The 17,358-nt window shown below is 66.6% G+C and carries 16 protein-coding genes and 2 tRNA genes; 6 read left to right on the forward strand and 12 right to left on the reverse strand.

Annotated features, from left to right (window positions below):
• The gene (locus AC07OA_RS17370; RefSeq protein ID WP_494665066.1) at positions 1 to 1,224 is read right to left on the reverse strand and encodes a glycosyltransferase family 4 protein; all 1,224 of its coding nucleotides are present in this window, start codon (positions 1,222 to 1,224) and stop codon (positions 1 to 3) included.
• Positions 1,225 to 1,441: 217 nt separating this feature from the next.
• Here AC07OA_RS17370 and AC07OA_RS17375 point away from each other — a divergent pair, with 217 nt between their 5' ends.
• The gene (locus AC07OA_RS17375) at positions 1,442 to 2,698 is read left to right on the forward strand and encodes a glycosyltransferase (protein ID WP_494665067.1); all 1,257 of its coding nucleotides are present in this window, start codon (positions 1,442 to 1,444) and stop codon (positions 2,696 to 2,698) included.
• Here AC07OA_RS17375 and AC07OA_RS17380 read toward each other — a convergent pair.
• Positions 2,695 to 2,889: a hypothetical protein gene (locus tag AC07OA_RS17380; protein ID WP_494665068.1), complete on the reverse strand. Its 195-nt coding sequence runs from the start codon at positions 2,887 to 2,889 to the stop codon at positions 2,695 to 2,697. The genes AC07OA_RS17375 and AC07OA_RS17380 overlap by 4 nt on opposite strands.
• A gap of 253 nt (positions 2,890 to 3,142) precedes the next feature.
• Between AC07OA_RS17380 and AC07OA_RS17385 the strand changes: the two genes are divergently transcribed.
• Positions 3,143 to 3,334, forward strand: a complete 192-nt coding sequence (locus AC07OA_RS17385; protein WP_494665069.1) for a hypothetical protein — start codon at positions 3,143 to 3,145, stop codon at positions 3,332 to 3,334.
• A gap of 32 nt (positions 3,335 to 3,366) precedes the next feature.
• Here AC07OA_RS17385 and AC07OA_RS17390 read toward each other — a convergent pair.
• The 4 genes from AC07OA_RS17390 to clpX all read right to left on the reverse strand — a co-directional run bounded on the left by AC07OA_RS17390 (position 3,367) and on the right by clpX (position 8,046).
• Positions 3,367 to 3,441 (reverse strand) — tRNA-Val (locus tag AC07OA_RS17390).
• Positions 3,442 to 3,568: 127 nt separating this feature from the next.
• Complete coding sequence (locus AC07OA_RS17395) at positions 3,569 to 3,847, reverse strand: HU family DNA-binding protein (protein ID WP_494665070.1); 279 nt, start codon at positions 3,845 to 3,847, stop codon at positions 3,569 to 3,571.
• Positions 3,848 to 3,994: 147 nt separating this feature from the next.
• Entirely contained in the window at positions 3,995 to 6,394 is a 2,400-nt protein-coding gene (gene lon, locus AC07OA_RS17400) for an endopeptidase La (protein WP_494665071.1), read from the reverse strand.
• Positions 6,395 to 6,783: 389 nt separating this feature from the next.
• Complete coding sequence (clpX, locus tag AC07OA_RS17405; RefSeq protein WP_494665072.1) at positions 6,784 to 8,046, reverse strand: ATP-dependent Clp protease ATP-binding subunit ClpX; 1,263 nt, start codon at positions 8,044 to 8,046, stop codon at positions 6,784 to 6,786.
• Positions 8,047 to 8,409: 363 nt separating this feature from the next.
• Here clpX and AC07OA_RS17410 point away from each other — a divergent pair, with 363 nt between their 5' ends.
• Complete coding sequence (locus AC07OA_RS17410; protein ID WP_494665073.1) at positions 8,410 to 9,081, forward strand: HAD-IB family hydrolase; 672 nt, start codon at positions 8,410 to 8,412, stop codon at positions 9,079 to 9,081.
• A gap of 2 nt (positions 9,082 to 9,083) precedes the next feature.
• On the opposite strand, the gene AC07OA_RS17415 is transcribed toward AC07OA_RS17410, so the two are convergent.
• Together AC07OA_RS17415 and AC07OA_RS17420 are read right to left on the reverse strand one after the other, a co-directional pair.
• Positions 9,084 to 10,112 carry a hypothetical protein gene (locus tag AC07OA_RS17415; RefSeq protein ID WP_494665074.1) on the reverse strand — a complete coding sequence of 343 codons (1,029 nt, stop codon included), beginning with the start codon at positions 10,110 to 10,112 and terminating at the stop codon, positions 9,084 to 9,086.
• Positions 10,113 to 10,217: 105 nt separating this feature from the next.
• On the reverse strand, positions 10,218 to 10,847 hold the full coding sequence (locus AC07OA_RS17420; RefSeq protein WP_494665075.1) for an ATP-dependent Clp protease proteolytic subunit: 630 nt from the start codon (positions 10,845 to 10,847) through the stop codon (positions 10,218 to 10,220).
• Positions 10,848 to 11,067: 220 nt separating this feature from the next.
• Here AC07OA_RS17420 and AC07OA_RS17425 point away from each other — a divergent pair, with 220 nt between their 5' ends.
• The gene (locus AC07OA_RS17425) at positions 11,068 to 12,330 is read left to right on the forward strand and encodes a hypothetical protein (protein WP_494665076.1); all 1,263 of its coding nucleotides are present in this window, start codon (positions 11,068 to 11,070) and stop codon (positions 12,328 to 12,330) included.
• A 52-nt stretch (positions 12,331 to 12,382) separates the two neighbouring features.
• On the opposite strand, the gene tig is transcribed toward AC07OA_RS17425, so the two are convergent.
• Together tig and AC07OA_RS17435 are read right to left on the reverse strand one after the other, a co-directional pair.
• A complete protein-coding gene (gene tig, locus AC07OA_RS17430) occupies positions 12,383 to 13,741 on the reverse strand; it encodes a trigger factor (protein WP_494665326.1) in 1,359 nt (452 codons plus the stop codon).
• Between the two features lie 171 nt (positions 13,742 to 13,912).
• Positions 13,913 to 13,997: transfer RNA gene (locus AC07OA_RS17435), tRNA-Leu, on the reverse strand.
• Positions 13,998 to 14,283: 286 nt separating this feature from the next.
• Between AC07OA_RS17435 and AC07OA_RS17440 the strand changes: the two genes are divergently transcribed.
• Positions 14,284 to 14,460, forward strand: coding sequence for a hypothetical protein (locus tag AC07OA_RS17440; protein ID WP_494665077.1), 177 nt, complete (start codon positions 14,284 to 14,286; stop codon positions 14,458 to 14,460).
• Here AC07OA_RS17440 and AC07OA_RS17445 read toward each other — a convergent pair.
• Both AC07OA_RS17445 and AC07OA_RS17450 read right to left on the reverse strand, forming a co-directional pair.
• The gene (locus AC07OA_RS17445) at positions 14,457 to 15,911 is read right to left on the reverse strand and encodes an NAD(P)H-hydrate dehydratase (protein ID WP_494665078.1); all 1,455 of its coding nucleotides are present in this window, start codon (positions 15,909 to 15,911) and stop codon (positions 14,457 to 14,459) included. The genes AC07OA_RS17440 and AC07OA_RS17445 overlap by 4 nt on opposite strands.
• 10 nt (positions 15,912 to 15,921) lie before the next feature.
• On the reverse strand, positions 15,922 to 16,491 hold the full coding sequence (locus AC07OA_RS17450) for a histidine phosphatase family protein (RefSeq protein ID WP_494665079.1): 570 nt from the start codon (positions 16,489 to 16,491) through the stop codon (positions 15,922 to 15,924).
• A gap of 505 nt (positions 16,492 to 16,996) precedes the next feature.
• Between AC07OA_RS17450 and AC07OA_RS17455 the strand changes: the two genes are divergently transcribed.
• The gene (locus AC07OA_RS17455) at positions 16,997 to 17,335 is read left to right on the forward strand and encodes a P-II family nitrogen regulator (protein WP_494665080.1); all 339 of its coding nucleotides are present in this window, start codon (positions 16,997 to 16,999) and stop codon (positions 17,333 to 17,335) included.
• Positions 17,336 to 17,358: the final 23 nt, after the last annotated feature.

Raw genomic sequence — 17,358 nt, forward strand, 5'->3', positions numbered from 1 at the left:
CTACTGGGTCAGCGAGACCTCGGCCATCGGCTCGCCGAACGCGGCGCAGCCGGTGAGCCGGCCATAGACGCCCGACAGCTTGCGGAACACCGGGTCCCAGCCGTGCCGCTGCTCGGCCCGCAGCCGGGCGGCCTGACCCAGGGCGACCACGTCGCGGGCGAACACCGATTCCACGGCCTCGGCGAAAGCGCGGGCCTCCGAGGCCGTGGCCAGACCGCCCACGGCCTCGTCGACCGACTCGGCCACGCCGCCCGCGGCGACGCCGATCACCGGCAGGCCGCAGGCCATGGCCTCCAGCACGATCAGGCCGAAGGGCTCGTTGTCGTTGGCGTGCACGAAGGCGTCGCAGCCCGCCAGCACGGCCGCCAGGCCCTGCGGATCGCGCTGATAGTCCATGCAGATCACACGGTCGCTGGACGGCGCCCCAGCCCCGGCGCCGACGAACAGCAGCACATAGGGATCGCCCAGCCGCTCGACCGCCTCGACCAGCACGTCCAGCTTCTTCTCCTTGGCCGGGCGGCCGGCGAAGACGAGGATGCGGTGACGACTGGTCAGGCCCAGCTTGCGACGCAGGGCCTCGCGGTCGCCGCGCGCCGGATGGAAGATCTCGGTATCGACGCCCAAAGGCAGGCCGATGGCGTTCTTGACCCCGGCCTCGATCAAGCGACCGGCGATGAATTGGCTGGGGGCCACGGCTTGGTCGAACTGGCGATAGATCGCCGCCCATCGTTTCTGGACAGGCTTTTCGGCCCACTCGCCGATGTGCAGGGCCGCCAGGGCGCCCAGGTCGGTGTGGCAGAAGCCGACCACCGGCACGCCCAGGGCGTCGCCGGCCTTCAGGGCGGCCAGGCCGGGGGTGTACGGATCGCCCGCCTCGATGATGTCCGGACGCTGGCGGATCAGCCGCTCCATCCAGGCGGCCTTGACCACCGGCCAGCGGTAGCCGTCGCCGAACGGCAGGGGCGCAGCATAGATCGACACCCGGCCGTGGCCGTCGTGCGCGTCGCGCGGACCGGGCACCACCAGGGTGTGGCGAATCTCCGGGCGATTCGCCGCGATCCAGGCGCGCTTGGAGTTCAGATAGCGCCGAACCCCACCGCTGCGAGGCGCGTAAAGCATGGTCGTATCGACCAGCCTGACCGGCTTGCCGCCCGGCCGGGCCAGCCTGAAAAGGGGTTCTGCTGCCTCGTTGAACGCCGAGAACGGATCAAACCGCAAATCCATACGCCCGAACCTCGCTTATCGTCCGCGTCCCGCCGAAACGGTCTCGGAGCCTTAAGGCCTTCACGGGGACGGAGGTTCCTCCGAAGCTGGACCGCTGTCCAGCGCCCCGCGCGCGCCCGTGCGCAGACCTCCTTAAAGCCGTGATCGCGTCTGGCAAGGCCCTCCCGGACCGCGTAGGCAGACGGAGCAAGTACGGTCGGGTCCCGGGGGTTTGCGAATGGCGAGGTTTCTGTTCACCACCTGGGAGGGCGGCGGCCATGTGCAGCCCATGCTGCTGGTCGCGCGCGACCTGGCCGCGCGGGGTCACGCCGTGCTGGCCGTGAGCGACCCCTGCAACGCCGCCGACGCCCAGGCCCTGGGCGTGCCGTTCCGCGCCTGGACGACCGCGCCGTTCCAGACCGGCAAGACCCGCGACGACGACCGCCTTAAGGACCACGAGGCCGACAATCCGCTGGAGGTGATCCACCGCCTGCTGGACCGGGTGATGTCCGGACCCGCCCTCGCCTATGCCCGCGACACCCTGGAGGCCATCGACGCCTTCGCGCCGGACGTGGTGGTGTCGCAGGAGCTGCTGCTGGGGCCGATGGCGGCGGCCGAGACGCGCGGCCTGCCGTTGGCCCTGCTGGCCGCCAACATTTGGTCTCTGCCCACCCTGGCCGGTGCGCCGCCGTTCGGGGCCGGCATGGCGCCCGCCGCGAACGACGAAGAGCGCGCCATGCACGCCATGGTCTCCCAGATGAGTCGCACCTTCTTCCAGGCCGGCCTGCCCGCCCTGAACGCCGCCCGCGCCGCCCTGGACCTGCCGCCACTCGATGACCTCTTCCAGCAGTTGGACGTCGCCGAGGCGATCCTGCTGGCCACCAGCCGGGCCTTCGACTTCGCGCCCGAGCCCCTGCCCGCCCCGTTCGCCTATGTCGGTCCCTATCTGGCCGATCCCGCCTGGGCCGAGCCCTTCACGCCGCCGCCTGGCCCCCAACCGCTGGCCGTGGTCTCGTTCTCCAGCCTCTACCAGGCCCAGGAGCCCGTGCTGCGGGCGGTGATCGCCGCCCTGGGCGACCTGCCGGTGCGGGGCGTGGTGACCACCGGCCCGGCCATCGATCCCGCCGAGTTCACGCCGCCGGCCAATGTGGCGGTCGTCCGCGGCGCCCCCCACGGCGCCCTGCTCGCGGACGCGGCCGTCTTCGTCACCCACGCCGGCCATGGCTCGACCCTGCGGCCGCTGATGGCGGGGGTTCCGCTGCTGTGCCTGCCGATGGGGCGCGACCAGAACGACAACGCCATGCGGGTGACCCATCGCGGCGCGGGCCTGACCCTGCCCCCGAACGCCATGCCCGAGACCATCGCCGCCGCCCTGCGCCGTCTGCTGGATGAGCCGGCCTTCAGGCTCGCCGCCCAGACCCTGGGCGCGGCGGTGCGTGGCAACGAAGCCGCACGCGACGCGGCGGCCGCGCTCGAGGCCCTGGCGCCGTCCTAGGCCGCGCGTCGAAGGTCGAAGGCGGGCTTGTCCAGGATCACCTGGGCGCGGACGCCGTCCAGGAACAGCTTGCTGCAATAGTCGAGCGCCGCCTGAAAGGCGCCGGCCTCGTCGCGCGCGCTGAAGACCAGCGTCTCGCCATGGCAAACGCGCCAGCCCTCGCGGCTAGGCTCGATCCTGATGTTCGACATGCGCCTCCCCGAACAGACCAGACGGTGATTGTTCGGCGATAATTTCAGCGAGAAGCAATATCGACAAGTTCCGCGAATTCATCTTCGATCAGATGTCGCCTTAAATCGAAGTACAATCCCGATATATTAAACACTTGGCGAATTGTAAAACATTGTAACCAGGGCGGAAGATCAGCGTGGATTGGCGTATGAGAACTCAAGTCTGAGCGTCGTCACGGCGTCAGCCGAATCGAAGACGAGGCAGGAGGCTAGAATGATCATTGGCCAACGAGTCTATCTGATGGCCAGCCTCTACCTGGTCGCCATCGGCGGCTTCCTGGCGGGATTGGCGGTCTTCCAGTTCCTGCCGAAGGGCGTGAACCTGATGAGCGGCGGTCTTCTGGCGCTGTCGGCCCTGGCCTTCGCCGGCGCGGCCGTCGGCCTGACGCGGGCGTTCCGGGAATAGACGTGATTTCCGGCGATCGATGCGCCGGCCCCTGGTGGGCGGTGAGGGGATCGAACCCCCGACCCTCTCGGTGTAAACGAGACGCTCTACCGCTGAGCTAACCGCCCTCAGGTTCAAGGCGGACGAGGCCAAGACGAACGAGGATGTGGGAGATACCCCGTCCGTCCTGGAAAGTCGCATAGAAAAGGGGCGGGACACCGCTCGGCGGCCCGCCCCCGAAATCTGGGTACTGGATCAGCCGTTCAGCGTGGCCTTCAGGCCTTCGCCGACCTGGAACCGGGCCGTCTTGGAGGCCGGACGATTGACGGTCTCGCCGGTGCGCGGGTTTCGCGCGGTGCCGGCGGCGCGCGCCACGGCCTTGAAGGTGCCGAAGCCGACCAGACGCACGTCCTGCCCGGATTTGAGCGAACTGGTGACGGCGTCGATGAAAGCTTCCAGGGCGTCCTTGGCTTGGTTCTTGTTAATGCCCGCCTTTTCGGCGATCGCCGTGACGAGTTCGGCCTTTGTGGTCATGTTTCTCTCCCAGCATGAAAGCGGCGGCGCCGGCTACAGCTCACGCCGCTTCGCTCGACCGGGAGTATGCGGGGTTCAGACGGCCCGTCAAACAAAGGCGGCGCGGAAAATATCCGCGCCGCCCAAGTTATCACCGATTAGTTGCTCTTAGTGGGTCAGAACAGCGTCGCTGTCGCCGTCTTCAACCTTCGCAGTTGCAGCAATCGGCTCGACATCCTCGCTCCACTCCACAGGCGTGAGCGGCCCGACGAGGGCGTGTTTCAGCACTTCGTCGAACGTGGAGACCGGGATGATCTCCAGGCCGTCCTTCACGCTTTGCGGGACGTCGGCCAGATCCTTCTCGTTCTCTTGAGGGATCAAGACCGTCTTCACGCCCGAGCGCAGGGCCGCCAGGAGCTTTTCCTTCAGACCACCGATGGCCGTGACCCGACCGCGCAGGGTGATCTCGCCGGTCATGGCGATGTCCTTGCGGATGGGCACGCCCGTCAGCACCGAGACGATGGCCAGGGCCATGGCGCTACCGGCCGACGGACCGTCCTTGGGCGTGGCGCCGTCCGGCACGTGCACGTGCACGTCGGTCTTCTCGAACACCGGCGGCTTGATGCCGAACTGCACGGCCCGCGAGCGGACGTAGCTGTTGGCCGCCGAGATCGACTCCTTCATCACGTCCTTGAGGTTGCCGGTGACCGTCATGCGGCCCTTGCCCGGCATCTTCACGGCTTCGATGGTCAGGATGTCGCCGCCGAACTCCGTCCAGGCAAGACCGGTGACGATGCCGACCTGGTCGACTTCGTCGGTCTCGCCGTAGCGGTACTTCTTGACACCGGCGTACTTCGCCAGACGCTCGTCATCGATGGTGATCGACGACAGCTTCTCGCGCGCCAGGTCGCGGACGGTCTTGCGGGCCAAGGCGCCCAGTTCCCGCTCCAGCGACCGCACGCCGGCTTCCCGGGTGTAGTAGCGGATCAGGTCGCGGATCGCCTTTTCCGGGACGATGAACTCGGACTCCTTCAGCCCGTGGTCCTTCATCTGCTTGGGCAGGACGTGACGCTTGGCGATCTCGACCTTCTCGTCCTCGGTGTAGCCGGGGATGCGGATGATCTCCATGCGGTCCAGGAGCGGCTGGGGCATGTTGAGGCTGTTGGCCGTGGTGACGAACATCACCTGCGACAGATCGTAGTCGACTTCCAGATAGTGGTCGCCGAAGGTCGAGTTCTGCGCCGGGTCCAGCACTTCCAGCAGGGCCGAGGACGGGTCGCCGCGATAGTCGCTGCCCATCTTGTCGATCTCGTCCAGCAGGACGAAGGCGTTGGTCGTCTTGGCCTTCTTCATCGTCTGGATGATCTTGCCGGGCATCGAGCCGATATAGGTGCGGCGGTGACCGCGGATCTCGGCCTCGTCACGCACGCCGCCCAGCGAGATGCGCGCAAACTCGCGGCCGGTCGCCTTGGCCAGCGACTTGCCCAGCGAGGTCTTGCCCACGCCCGGAGGGCCGACGAGGCACAGGATCGGCCCCTTCAGCGAATTGGTGCGCGCCTGGACGGCCAGGTACTCCAGGATCCGTTCCTTGACCTTCTCCAGGCCGTAGTGGTCCTCGTCGAGCACCGCTTCGGCCTCGTTGAGGTCGATCTTCTTGGTCTTGGCCTTGCCCCACGGGATCGACAGCATCCAGTCCAGATAGTTCCGGACCACGGTGCTTTCGGCCGACATCGGACTCATGTTGCGCAGCTTCTTCAGTTCGCCCTCGGCCTTGGCCCGGGCTTCCTTGGAAAGCTTGGTCTTCTTAATGCGCTTCTCGAGCTCGATCAGTTCGTCGCGCTGATCGTCGGGGTCGCCCAGCTCGCGCTGGATCGCCTTCATCTGCTCGTTCAGATAGTACTCGCGCTGGGTCTTCTCCATCTGGCGCTTCACGCGCGAGCGGATCTTCTTCTCGACCTGCAGCACCGAGATCTCGCCCTCCATCAGGGCGAAAACCTTTTCCAGGCGCTTCACGACGTCGAAGATTTCCAGCAGGTGCTGCTTGTCGCCGATCTTCACCGACAGGTGCGCGGCGATGCTGTCGGCCAGTTTGCCCGGCTCGGCGATCTGCGGGATCGAAGCCAGGGCCTCGGGCGGCACCTTCTTGTTCAGTTTGACGTAATTCTCGAACTGCTCGACGACGGCGCGCGACAGGGCCTCGGCTTCAGGGCCCACGCCCTGGTCCTCGTTCACCTCGCCGATCTGGGCCTCGTAATAGGCCTCCTGATCGGTGAAGCGCACCACGGCGGCGCGGCCCTTGCCCTCGACCAGCACCTTCACGGTGCCGTCGGGCAGCTTCAGCAGTTGCAGGACGGTGGCGAGAACACCGACATCGTAGATGTCGGCGGGCGCCGGATCGTCGTCGGCCGAGTTCTTCTGGGTGACCAGAAGGATCTCCTTGCCGCCGCGCATCACCTCTTCGAGGGCGCGCACGGACTTGTCCCGGCCGACGAACAGCGGAACCACCATATGCGGGAACACCACGATGTCCCGCAGGGGCAGCACAGGAAGCGTACGAATCTCAGACATGATGCTTTCTACTCCTGGCCGGCGCGTTGATCTCGCGCTCAGCCACGCGGGCCGCCGTCACCCAGACGATGCGCCTGAGTCGTACGGCCCGTCCGCCCGGGACTGAGCGGATGGTCGTTATTTATGTGGACCTTTTGCAACACGGTTCAAGCGCACTCGCCCAACAGCGGCGACGGGTCGCGGAAGTGCGGCCAAGGTGCAATGGGCATGCCCCCTGCCCGGCTGGGCCGTGCACGATCCTTGCGCTTGGCCGGACGCGGACGCCCAAGTCCTGCCGCAAAGGTCTCGCGGTCCCGCCGGACCTGATGTCGCAAGACGGTCTCGTGTGACGAAAAGGGCGCGCCCGGCCATGCCGAACGCGCCCGATTTCGATGGTTTTAGACCAAAGGTCAGGCCGAAGCGGCCCCGCCCTTCTTCTCGGCATAGATCAGCAGCGGCTGGGCCCGGCCTTCGACGACCTCGGCGTTGACCACCACTTCTTCCACGCCCTCGTAGTTGGGCAGCTCGAACATGGTCTCCAGCAGGATGCCTTCCATGATCGAACGCAGGCCGCGCGCGCCGGTCTTGCGGGCGATGGCCTTCTTGGCGACCTGGTGCAGGGCGTCGTCGGTGAAGGTCAGGCCGATGTTCTCCATCTCGAACAGGCGCTGGTACTGCTTGACGAAGGCGTTCTTCGGCTCGGTCAGGATCTTCACCAGGGCGGCCTCGTCGAGGTCCTCCAGGGTGGCGATCACCGGCAGACGGCCGATGAATTCGGGGATCAGGCCGAAGCGCTGCAGGTCGTCGGGCTCGACGCCGCGCAGGATCTCGCCCGTGCGACGCTCTTCCGGATCCGCCACCTTGGCGCCGAAGCCGATCGACTTGGCCTGGCCGCGCGCCGAGATGATGCGCTCCAGGCCGGCGAAGGCGCCGCCGCAGATGAACAGGATGTTGGTGGTGTCGACCTGCAGGAACTCCTGCTGCGGATGCTTGCGCCCACCTTGCGGCGGCACGGAGGCGACGGTGCCTTCCATGATCTTCAGCAGGGCCTGCTGCACGCCTTCGCCCGACACGTCGCGGGTGATCGACGGGTTGTCGGACTTGCGGCTGATCTTGTCGATTTCGTCGATGTAGACGATGCCGCGCTGGGCGCGCTCGACATTGTAGTCGGCGGCTTGCAGCAGCTTCAGCACGATGTTCTCGACGTCTTCGCCCACGTAACCGGCTTCGGTCAGGGTGGTGGCGTCGGCCATCGTGAACGGCACGTCGATGATTCGGGCCAGGGTCTGGGCCAGCAGCGTCTTACCCGTACCGGTCGGACCGACCAGCAGGATGTTCGACTTGGCCAGCTCGACGTCGTTGTTCTTCGAGGCGTGGTTCAGGCGCTTGTAGTGATTGTGCACCGCGACCGCCAAGACCTTCTTGGCGTGGTTCTGCCCGATCACGTAATCGTCCAGGACTTCGCAGATCTCGCGCGGCGTGGGCACGCCGTCCTTGGACTTCACGAAGGCGATCTTGTGCTCTTCGCGGATGATATCCATGCAAAGCTCGACGCATTCATCGCAGATGAACACCGTCGGGCCCGCGATGAGCTTGCGCACTTCATGCTGGCTCTTTCCGCAGAAAGAACAATACAGAGTGCTCTTGGTGTCGCCACTCGCGGCTTTTGTCATGGTCGCTTCTCACGCTAGGGCGGTCCAGGCAGAAGCCGAAACCACCGACTCCTTAGCGCCTATCTCGCCACCGAAGCAGCAGGATATCCGCCGGGAGTTGTCTAATCCTTGACATTCCCCGATCCGAGCGCACGGCACAAGCCTTGGAGCCGATTTACAGCCCCCAAGTTCGTGGATCGTGCGTGCGGTTTCATGGAATTCGACTCTAAGATGGCGTTCCGTCCCCTCAACGCAAGTCGGGCGCGGTTCGCTCCGCACACGACGCGAGGAACGGTCGGGCCGCTCGCGCGATGACCTTAACGGTTAAGGTGGAATCGTGATGCAAGACGGCCTCGGTTGCAGGGCGCATGAGCGCGGAGACGCATGGCGAAACGTTCATTGATGGCCCAGGGGCTGTCGGCCTCGATCCCGATGACGGGAGACCTGCACGAAGGTCCGCCTCTGGTCGCCTTCGATTTCGACGGCACCCTGACCGTTCGCGACAGCTTCACGGCCTTCCTGAAATGGCGGGTCAGCCCGGCTCGCCACATGGTGGGCATGATCCGCCTTTTCCCTTCCGCCGTAAGCTATGTGTTCGATCGCAACCGGGGCAAGATCAAGGCCGCCGCCGTGCGCGAGTTCCTGCGCGGGGTCAGCCTGGAACAGCTGGAGCGCGAGGCCCGCGCCTTCGCCCAGTCCGAAGCGCCGAAACTCTTCCGCCCCGACGCCCTGGCCGTCTGGCGGCGCTGGCGGGCCAAGGGCGCCAAGCTGGTGATCGTCACCGCCTCGCCCGACGTGGTGGTCGCCCCCTTCGCCCGAGGCCTGGGCGCCGACATGCTGATCGGCTCGCGCCTGGCGCTGGATCTCAACGACAGGATCTCCGGCCCCCTGCTCGGCCCCAACTGCCGCGGTCCCGAAAAGGTGGTCCGCCTGAAGGAAATCTTCGGCGACGATTTGTCGCTGGCCGCCGCCTACGGCGACACCTCCGGCGACCGCGAGATGCTGGCGATCGCCCACGAGAAGGGCTACCGCATCTTCCGGGGCAAGCCGGGCTGAGTTCAGCCGGCCGGAATGGTCACCAGCGGCGCGCGCGACGCCCCCTCCTCGTCGTTGAGAAACAGCAGCACCTGGGTCAGCAGGAACATGCGCTTGGACGCGTCGTCATCGTCGGCGATCCAGAACCAGCGCCCTTGATACTTCACGGCGACATGGGCGCGGGCCGGGGCCCTGTCGCCGCTGTGGACGCGGACCAGCGCGCCAGGCGGGAACGCCTCGCGCCCCGACATGTCGACGCCATGGCTCAGCTCGCCCAGGATTTCGAACATCGACCGGGTCATGATGGCGATCTCGCGGTCGTTCGACTTCTGGGCCGCGAAGACGATCGCGCCGCCGCCGCCGTCGAACTTCAGATCCAGCGCCTTCTCCAGCAGGGCCAACGAGGCGCGGTCCTCGGCCGACAGCGCGGGCGCAAGACGGGCGACGCCCGTGTAGGTCTTGTCCTGGATCTTCATGCGATAGGTGACCGCGCCGCTGCGCTGGAGCTGCCGGAACGCGCCGGCGACCTGATCGAAGCGCGGATCGGACGACTGCTCGAACAGCTGCGAATGGCTGGGGTTGGTCACCCCGTTGATCGACCGCACCGTGATCCGCAGCAGATCGTCCGACGCCCATCCCGCCTCGATCATCGCCAGGACCGAGATCGGCGGCATCGGGGCCAGCATGCTGTGGGCGAACCGCTCGCCCGTGATCGGCGTGTAGGTCACCGTCGGGGTTTCCCGCAGCAGCACCGAGCCCCTCGCCTCCCCTCCGTCGGAGTCTGACGCCGGCGCGACGGCCAGGCCCAGGGTTCCGGAGCTCTCGCGCGTGTATTGGCTGATGACCGAGGTCACGTTGAGGAACATCGGGGCGTCGCCGTGGCGCAGGGCCACGATATTGGCCAGCAGCTGCGCCTTCTCGCTCTCCCGCAGGCGCTGGGTGTAGTCGCCGCGATCAATCCCCACCCGCTGGGGGCCAAGGGCCGCGCACCCGCTCAGCGCCAGGAGCGCCGGCAGGATCAGCTTCGGAACCGACAGAAACCCGCGCGGCATGGTTAGCCCCTCGACTGCTCCGCTTCGGCTTCCAAACGCCGCGAACATGAAAAAAGCCGCCGACCTTTCGGTCAGCGGCTCTGTCTTTCAGGATTGGAAGGACGCTTAGTCCTTCGTTTCCGAAGCCTCGCGGCTTTCGTTGATGTGGTCGATCAGACCCCAGGCCTTGGCTTCCTCGGCGCTCATGAAGTTGTCGCGGTCCAGGTCGCGCTCGACCTCTTCATAGGTGCGGCCGCAGTGCTTGACGTAGATTTCGTTCAAGCGGCGCTTGGTCTTGGAGATGTCCTCGGCGTGGCGAACGATGTCCGAGGCCTGGCCACGGAAACCGCCCGACGGCTGGTGGACCATGATGCGGGCGTTCGGCAGGGCGATGCGCTGGCCGGCTTCGCCGGCGCACAGCAGCAGGCTGCCCATCGAGGCGGCCATGCCCATGCACACCGTCGAGACCGGGCTCTTGATGTATTGCATGGTGTCGTAGATCGCGAGACCCGCCGTCACCACCCCGCCCGGCGAGTTGATGTACATGGCGATTTCCTTCTTGGGGTTCTCGGACTCCAGGAAGAGAAGCTGGGCGCAGATCAGGCTGGCCATGCCGTCCTCGACGGGACCGGTCAGGAAGATGATCCGCTCTTTCAGCAGGCGGGAGAAGATGTCGAACGCCCGCTCACCGCGGCTGGTCTGCTCGACCACCATCGGCACGAGGTTCATCGCCGTCGAAACCGGATCGTAGCTCATTGGGGATCGCCCTTTTTCCTTGGTGTCTGGCGGCGCGAAACGAATCAGTCCCCGCGCGCCTCCGCTTCCGCATATCGCGTGGCGCTTAACAGGTTGCAAGGGAGGGGCTGGCCTGCCGAGCCTCGTTTGATCGCCGCAGGCGCGAACACGGTTGATCGGCGCACTAACGTTATGGTTAAGCTGCCGCTGCGGCCAGCCCGCCAAACTGTCGGGGGGCAGGGTGTCTAAGCGAACTCAATGGGTAGCAGCCATCGCCGGCCTCGCCGTGGTCGTCGCGACGTCGGGCATCATCGTTTGGCTATTCATCGACCGAAACGCTGCGCAGAAGCTGGACGCCTACAGCGCCGCCGGCGAATTCTTCAATCTCGTCTACGGTTTGCCGCTGGCGCTGGGCTCGGCGCTGATCAGCGCTCTGCTCGCCTATCTCGCCGGCCAGATCTCCCAACGACAAGGCGATGTGGAAATCCTCAGGTTCGTCGATGACACGATCAGGCCCTCCGTTCAGGCCTATCGCGACCTGGTGAGCGCCATCGGCTTTCTGATCCACGCCGGCAACAACGCCCGCGAGTTGGGTCTGGCTCTGCTGGAGGTGATCCAAAGTGAAGGCGGCCCGGAATATAGCCGTCTCTATGATCTCCTGCAGCGTTCGGCCGAGGCTTTCCGCACGCCGGAAGACGCGATGGAGTTCATCGAGGAGGTACGCTCCCCCTTGCATCGCGAAGCCCTGATGGTGACCTACGTCGCGCTCCTCGCCATCCAGCTGCGCATCCACGAACTGTCGGCCCACTTCCAAATCGTCCAGAACGACATGCATGCGTCGATCTTCGCGCGCGAGCATTTCAAAAACCGCCCCGAGGATCGACAACCTTTAGCCTGGCTTCGGCAGCAAATTCCCCAGGGCGCTCCTTTGCCCGACGGGGTTTTCGCGGAGGACGTGCCCGGCGTGTTGCGCAATCTGGCTGAGCTCGCGAAGATCACCGCCGCCCTGGAGCTGCCCAGCGCCAGTCTTGCCGTGCCTGAGGGCAACTACACCGTCGACTACCTCGGCTACGTCCTGGGCCCATTCATCCTGCGGCCTAAACGGTTGATCCCCTACAATGGCCTACTCATCGGGGCCTACAGGTTCAACGTGGGCGCCGCTTGCATCCTGTCGATCAGCCAGTACGTCCCCAACAAGGAAACCTTGGCGAAGGTTTTCGAGCATCTGTTTATGGGCCGCTCCCAGATCGCCATGAACTTGCTCGATCTGGCCGTGGTCGACGAGCGGGACTCGATATCGCCCTCCATGCTCCACACACTTGAGCCCTGCCTGGAAGATCTGAACCGGCTCATCATGGTCGACATCTTCGAAGGCGATCACTTCCGGAGCGTCTTCTACAATCCCCTCCTCCACGGCCCGATCCCTCAAACAGGCTTCGCCGAGTTCGAGGATGAACGGCCTACCATGGCGATCAGGGCGCCGGCTCCGCTCCAAGGCAAATAAAAGGGCGCGGTCCTCGCGGACCGCGCCCTCTTCATGTCCAATGACGGAAGCCTTAGCCGCCGTAGCCTTCCGGCAGGTCGTCTTCTTCCAGGAGCTCTTCCTTGGAGACTTCCTTTTCCTCGATCTTGGCCTGGCCGAAGATCAGGTCGACGACCTTGTCTTCATAGATCGGGGCGCGCAGGGCGGCCTGCAGGTCGGCGCGCTGGCGATACATGTCGAACACCTGCTGGGCCTGCGGGCCGTACTGGCGGGCTTCGCGCATCATGGCGTCGGCCAGTTCCTGCTCGGTGACGGCCACGTCGTTCTTGCGGCCGATCTCGGCGAGGACCAGACCCAGACGCACGCGGCGCTCGGCGATCTTCTTGTACTCGTCCTTCAGCTGATCTTCGGTCTTGCCTTCGTCCTCGGGCGGCAGGCCGCCCTGGGTCTTGTCGGCCTGGACCTGCTGCCAGATGCCGGCGAACTCGGCGTCGACCATGCGCGGCGGCAGGGCGAAGTCGTGCTTGCTGTCCAGGATGTCCAGCAGGGCGCGCTTCAGCTTGAAGCGCGAGGAGTTGGTGTAGCGGCCTTCGAGGTTGGACTTCAGCAGGTCCTTCAGGGCGGCCAGGTCCGACAGGCCCAGGCGCTTGGCCAGCTCGTCGTCCGGCTCGGCGTCGACCGGGGCGCGCACTTCCTTGACGGTGGTGGCGAACTCGGCGTCCTTGCCGGCCAGGTTGGCGGCTTGGTAGTCTTCCGGGAACTTCACCTTCACGGTGACGACGTCTTCCGGCTTGGCGCCGACCAGTTGTTCCTCGAAGCCCGGGATGAACTGGCCCGAACCCAGGGTCAGCTCGGCGTCGGTGGCCGTGCCGCCGTCGAAGGCCACGCCGTCGATGGTGCCGACGAAGTCGATCAGCAGTTGGTCGCCGTCCTTGGCCTTCAGGGACTTGCCCTTGCGCGGCTCATAGGTGCGGGCCTGCTTGGCCAGCTCGGCCAGAGCCTCGTCGACCTCGGCTTCCGAGACCTTGTAGACCGGCTTGGTCAGCTCGATCGACGCGGGGTCGATCGGCTCGAATTCCGGCATCACTTCCACGGCCAGTTCGAAGGCCAGGTCCTCGCCGCCGGCCAGGACCTTGTCCATGTCCGACGAGGGCTTCAGGTCGGGCTGGCCCGCGGGGCGCAGCTTGTTGTCGTCCAGAACCTTCTGGGCGCCTTCGTTCAGCGTCGCCTCGATGACTTCGCCCATCAGGGCCTTGCCGTACAGGCGGCGAACGTGGGCCGTCGGCACCTTGCCGGGACGGAAGCCCTTGACGTTCATCTGGGGCGCGACCTCGGCGATACGGGCCTCGAGACGCGTGGCGAGTTCACTCGCGGGCACCGTCACGCCATAAACGCGGCTGAGGCCTTCGCCCGACTTTTCAACGATCTGCATCGACATTCTTAGCTTCTCGGCTCTCTGGGCGCCCGGCCCGTCGTCCGCCCCAGGGGTCAAAACATCAAAGCCGCCCACGTCACCGGGGCGGCGAAAGAGCGCCCTTATGTCACTTGTTTAGCGACCATCCAAGGGCATTGGTGCACTCATCGAACCGAAGGCGCGATAGAGTGGTGCGGATGAGAGGACTCGAACCTCCACGCCTCTCGGCGCCAGAACCTAAATCTGGTGCGTCTACCAGTTTCGCCACATCCGCGCGGGGCCGCTTAAAGGGCGTTCGCCGCCTGGGGTCAAGGGCGAGGGACGAACGCCGACGCGCGTCGCGAAAATAATCACGCCATGCGGGAACCACTTTTCGTCCAACCGGTTATGCTGATGTCCGCGGCTGTTCACGAACGCCCGGACCTACGCCGGCCCGGGCCATGCCCCCCCGACTGACGCCCGGGCCGGTGTTTCTCCCCTCCTCACAAGCTCGCGGAACCTATCCGGCCTCGGAGGGTTTGCGTCCTCGAGCCCCTTCGACGGGCGAAGTGAGCGTGACCATGGAAACCATTGAAGTCGTCGAAGACGAAAAGGGCTGGACCGTGAAGCACGGCAGCCGAATCCTGTTCATCGACACGGTCGAGGAACGGACCTTCCAGACCGCCTTGGCCATCAGCAACACCCTGTTCGACGAGGGCGTCCGCGCCCAGGTCGTCCTGGTCCGTCGCGACAACTAGGCGGTCCGCGCCGCGTAAAGCCTGGCCAGTACCGCCGGCGCCAGTCCGGGCAGGTCTTCGGAGATCAGGCCCGGTCCATGCGCCGCCCCGGCTTCGGCGTGGATCCACGCGCCGGCGCAGGCGGCCTCGAAGCTCTCCATGCCCTGAGCGATCAGGCCGGCGATGAAGCCGGCCAGCACGTCGCCCGATCCCGCCGTCGCCAGCCAGGGCGCGCCGTTCAAGCCGACCGCCGCCCGGCCATCGGGCGCGGCGACCACGGTGTCGGATCCCTTCAGCAGCACCACCGCCCCAGCGCGGCGCGCGGCCTCCCGCGCCGCGGTGATCCGCTCGGGCGAGGCGGCCAGCAAGCCGGGGAAGATCCGCTCGAACTCGCCAGGATGCGGCGTCAGCACGTCGTCGCGGTCGAGCGCTGAGAACAGGCTGGCCGGCTCGGCCGCGAAGCTGGTCAGGGCGTCGGCGTCGACCACCAGGGCGCCGCCGTTGCGGGCCAGGGCGAAGACGTGTCGCACGGTCGCCTCCCCCACCCCGGCGGCGGGCCCCACCACCACCGCGTCGGCCTTCTCGGCCCGGGTCTGCAGGTCGAACTCGCTCTCGAACGGCGCCAGCATCACCGCCTCCAGATGGGCGGCGTTGACCGCCAGGGCGTTGGGCGGCGACAGCACGGTCACCACCCCGGCCCCGATCCGCAGGCCCGCCCGCGCCGCCAGCCGGGCAGCGCCCGTGCTCCAGGCCTCGCCGCTGACCACCATCAGGCGCCCCCGCGAATGCTTGTGCGCCTCGGCCGCCGGCCAGGGGAACCGCCCCGCCCACAAGCCGGGCGTGTTCTCGAACAGTCGCCCCTGCCCCACATCTCCGAGCCCGATATCGGCCACCACGACCTCGCCGCAGGCCGCCCGCCCCTCGGCCAGCACATGGGCGGGCTTGCGCCGGTGGAAGGTCACGGTCAGCTCGGCCTTCAGGGCGCGCTCGCCCAGCGGCTTTCCCGTATCGCCGACGATCCCGCTGGGCACGTCGACGGCGACGATCCGGGCCGCGCCCGGCATGGTGCGCGCCAGCCGGTCGGCCTCGCCCGCCAGCGGCCGCGACAGACCCGCGCCGAACAGACAGTCGACGAACAGCCCCGTCGAGCCCGGCTCGGAGGCCAGAGGCCCGGTCTCGCCCTTCCAGCGCGCGGCCGCCCACTGGGCTGCCGGACTGGCCGGCGTGGCGAGCGCCTCCACGCGGACCGGCCAGCCGCGTCGGCGCAGGTGCCGGGCGATCACATAGCCGTCGCCGCCATTGTCGCCCGGCCCGCACCAGATCACCGTCGGACACCGCGCGTAACGTTCGCGGATGACCTCCGCCACCGCCCGCCCGGCCCGCTCCATCAGTACGGTCGTGGGGGCGCCCGCTTCCGCCGCCGCGCGATCCGCCGCGGACATCTCGGCGACGGTCATGATCTCTCGCAGCATGGCCGCCTCTCTAGAGCACCTGGGTCGAGGCCTCGCGCCCCTTCTCCATCAGGACCAGGTCGCCGTCGACCAGGTCGAACACCGTCACGGAGACATGGTCGGGCCGGAACGCCGCCACCGTCTCGCCGCCGGTGGCCACCGATACCGCCGCGTTCAGGGCCACGAAGTGGCTGAACACCGCCGCGCCGGGATAGGACGCAACGCCCCGGGCCACCTCCCGGGTCCAGGCCACGTAGTCGAGATCGCCCTGGATCTCACGCCATTTTCCCTGGAACGCCTGGCGCAGCCACCCCGGACGCGCCTGCGCCGACAAGCCGGCCGGAGTGGGGATCTCGCCGACGCGCGGATCGATCTCCACCGCGACGCCGAGGGCTTCGGCCAAGGGCTGGGCGGTTTCGCGGCACCGTCGCAGCGGTGAGCTGATTACCCGCGACGGTCGCTCGCCCCGCGGCAAGGCCAGCAGAGCCGCCGCCGCCGCCCGGGCCTGCTCGGCGCCCGTCGCGTCCAGGCCGGGATCGGGATCGTCGTCGCCCCAGGTCGAGGCCGGGCGCCCGTGACGGATCATATGAATGCGGCTCATCTCGTCAGTTCCCGTTCGAAATAACTTCCCAGCCGCGCGCCGCCGTCGGGATGTCTTGCAACGCTTCCGAGCCATCCATGGGCGCCGCTCGCCGCTGGAGTGCGCTGGGACGCAAAAACCAACCTCGCCTTAAACCCCAAGGCATCGCCCCGTTTCGCCGCAATCTTCAGCAGTTTTCGAATCGACGACGCATTTTTGCCCAACAGATCCGAACCTCGCCGATGCGATCCCGTCGCGAGAAACGCTTGTTCCAGCGGGTTCTTCGGCCCCGAGAGCGCCGTTTTGTCGATCCTAGGCGGCCAATGGAGGCCCGCAAGGCGGTTTGATCAACGAAACATCGACTGATGATGTTTCGGGCTTAATGTGATCAAAATTCCAGCAATGAACCAAACCGAACCCAAACGACGACGTAAAGCGCGTCGGCCTGCTTGTGGGCCGGCGGGCGGGCGTGCTCCGTGCCGCTCAGTCAGCGGCGCCCGCGCCGTATGGGCGTGAAAGAAGTCTGATGAAAAAGATCGAAGCCGTCATCAAGCCGTTCAAGCTGGATGAGGTCAAAGAAGCGCTTCAGGATATGGGCGTCCAGGGCATGACCGTCCTGGAAGCCAAGGGCTATGGCCGTCAGAAAGGCCACACCGAGCTCTATCGCGGCGCCGAGTACGTCGTCGACTTCCTCCCCAAGATCAAAGTCGAAGTCGTGGTCGAAGACAGCCAGTTGGAGCCCGCGCTCGAGGCCATCACCAACGCCGCCCGCACGGGCCGCATCGGCGACGGCAAGATTTTCGTGTCCGAGATCACGGAAGTCGTCCGCATCCGCACCGGAGAAACCGGCCCCGCCGCCGTCTAGGCGACCCGGCCCGCAACGCTTAA

This window comes from Caulobacter sp. GW821-FHT09B08, from assembly GCF_059418225.1.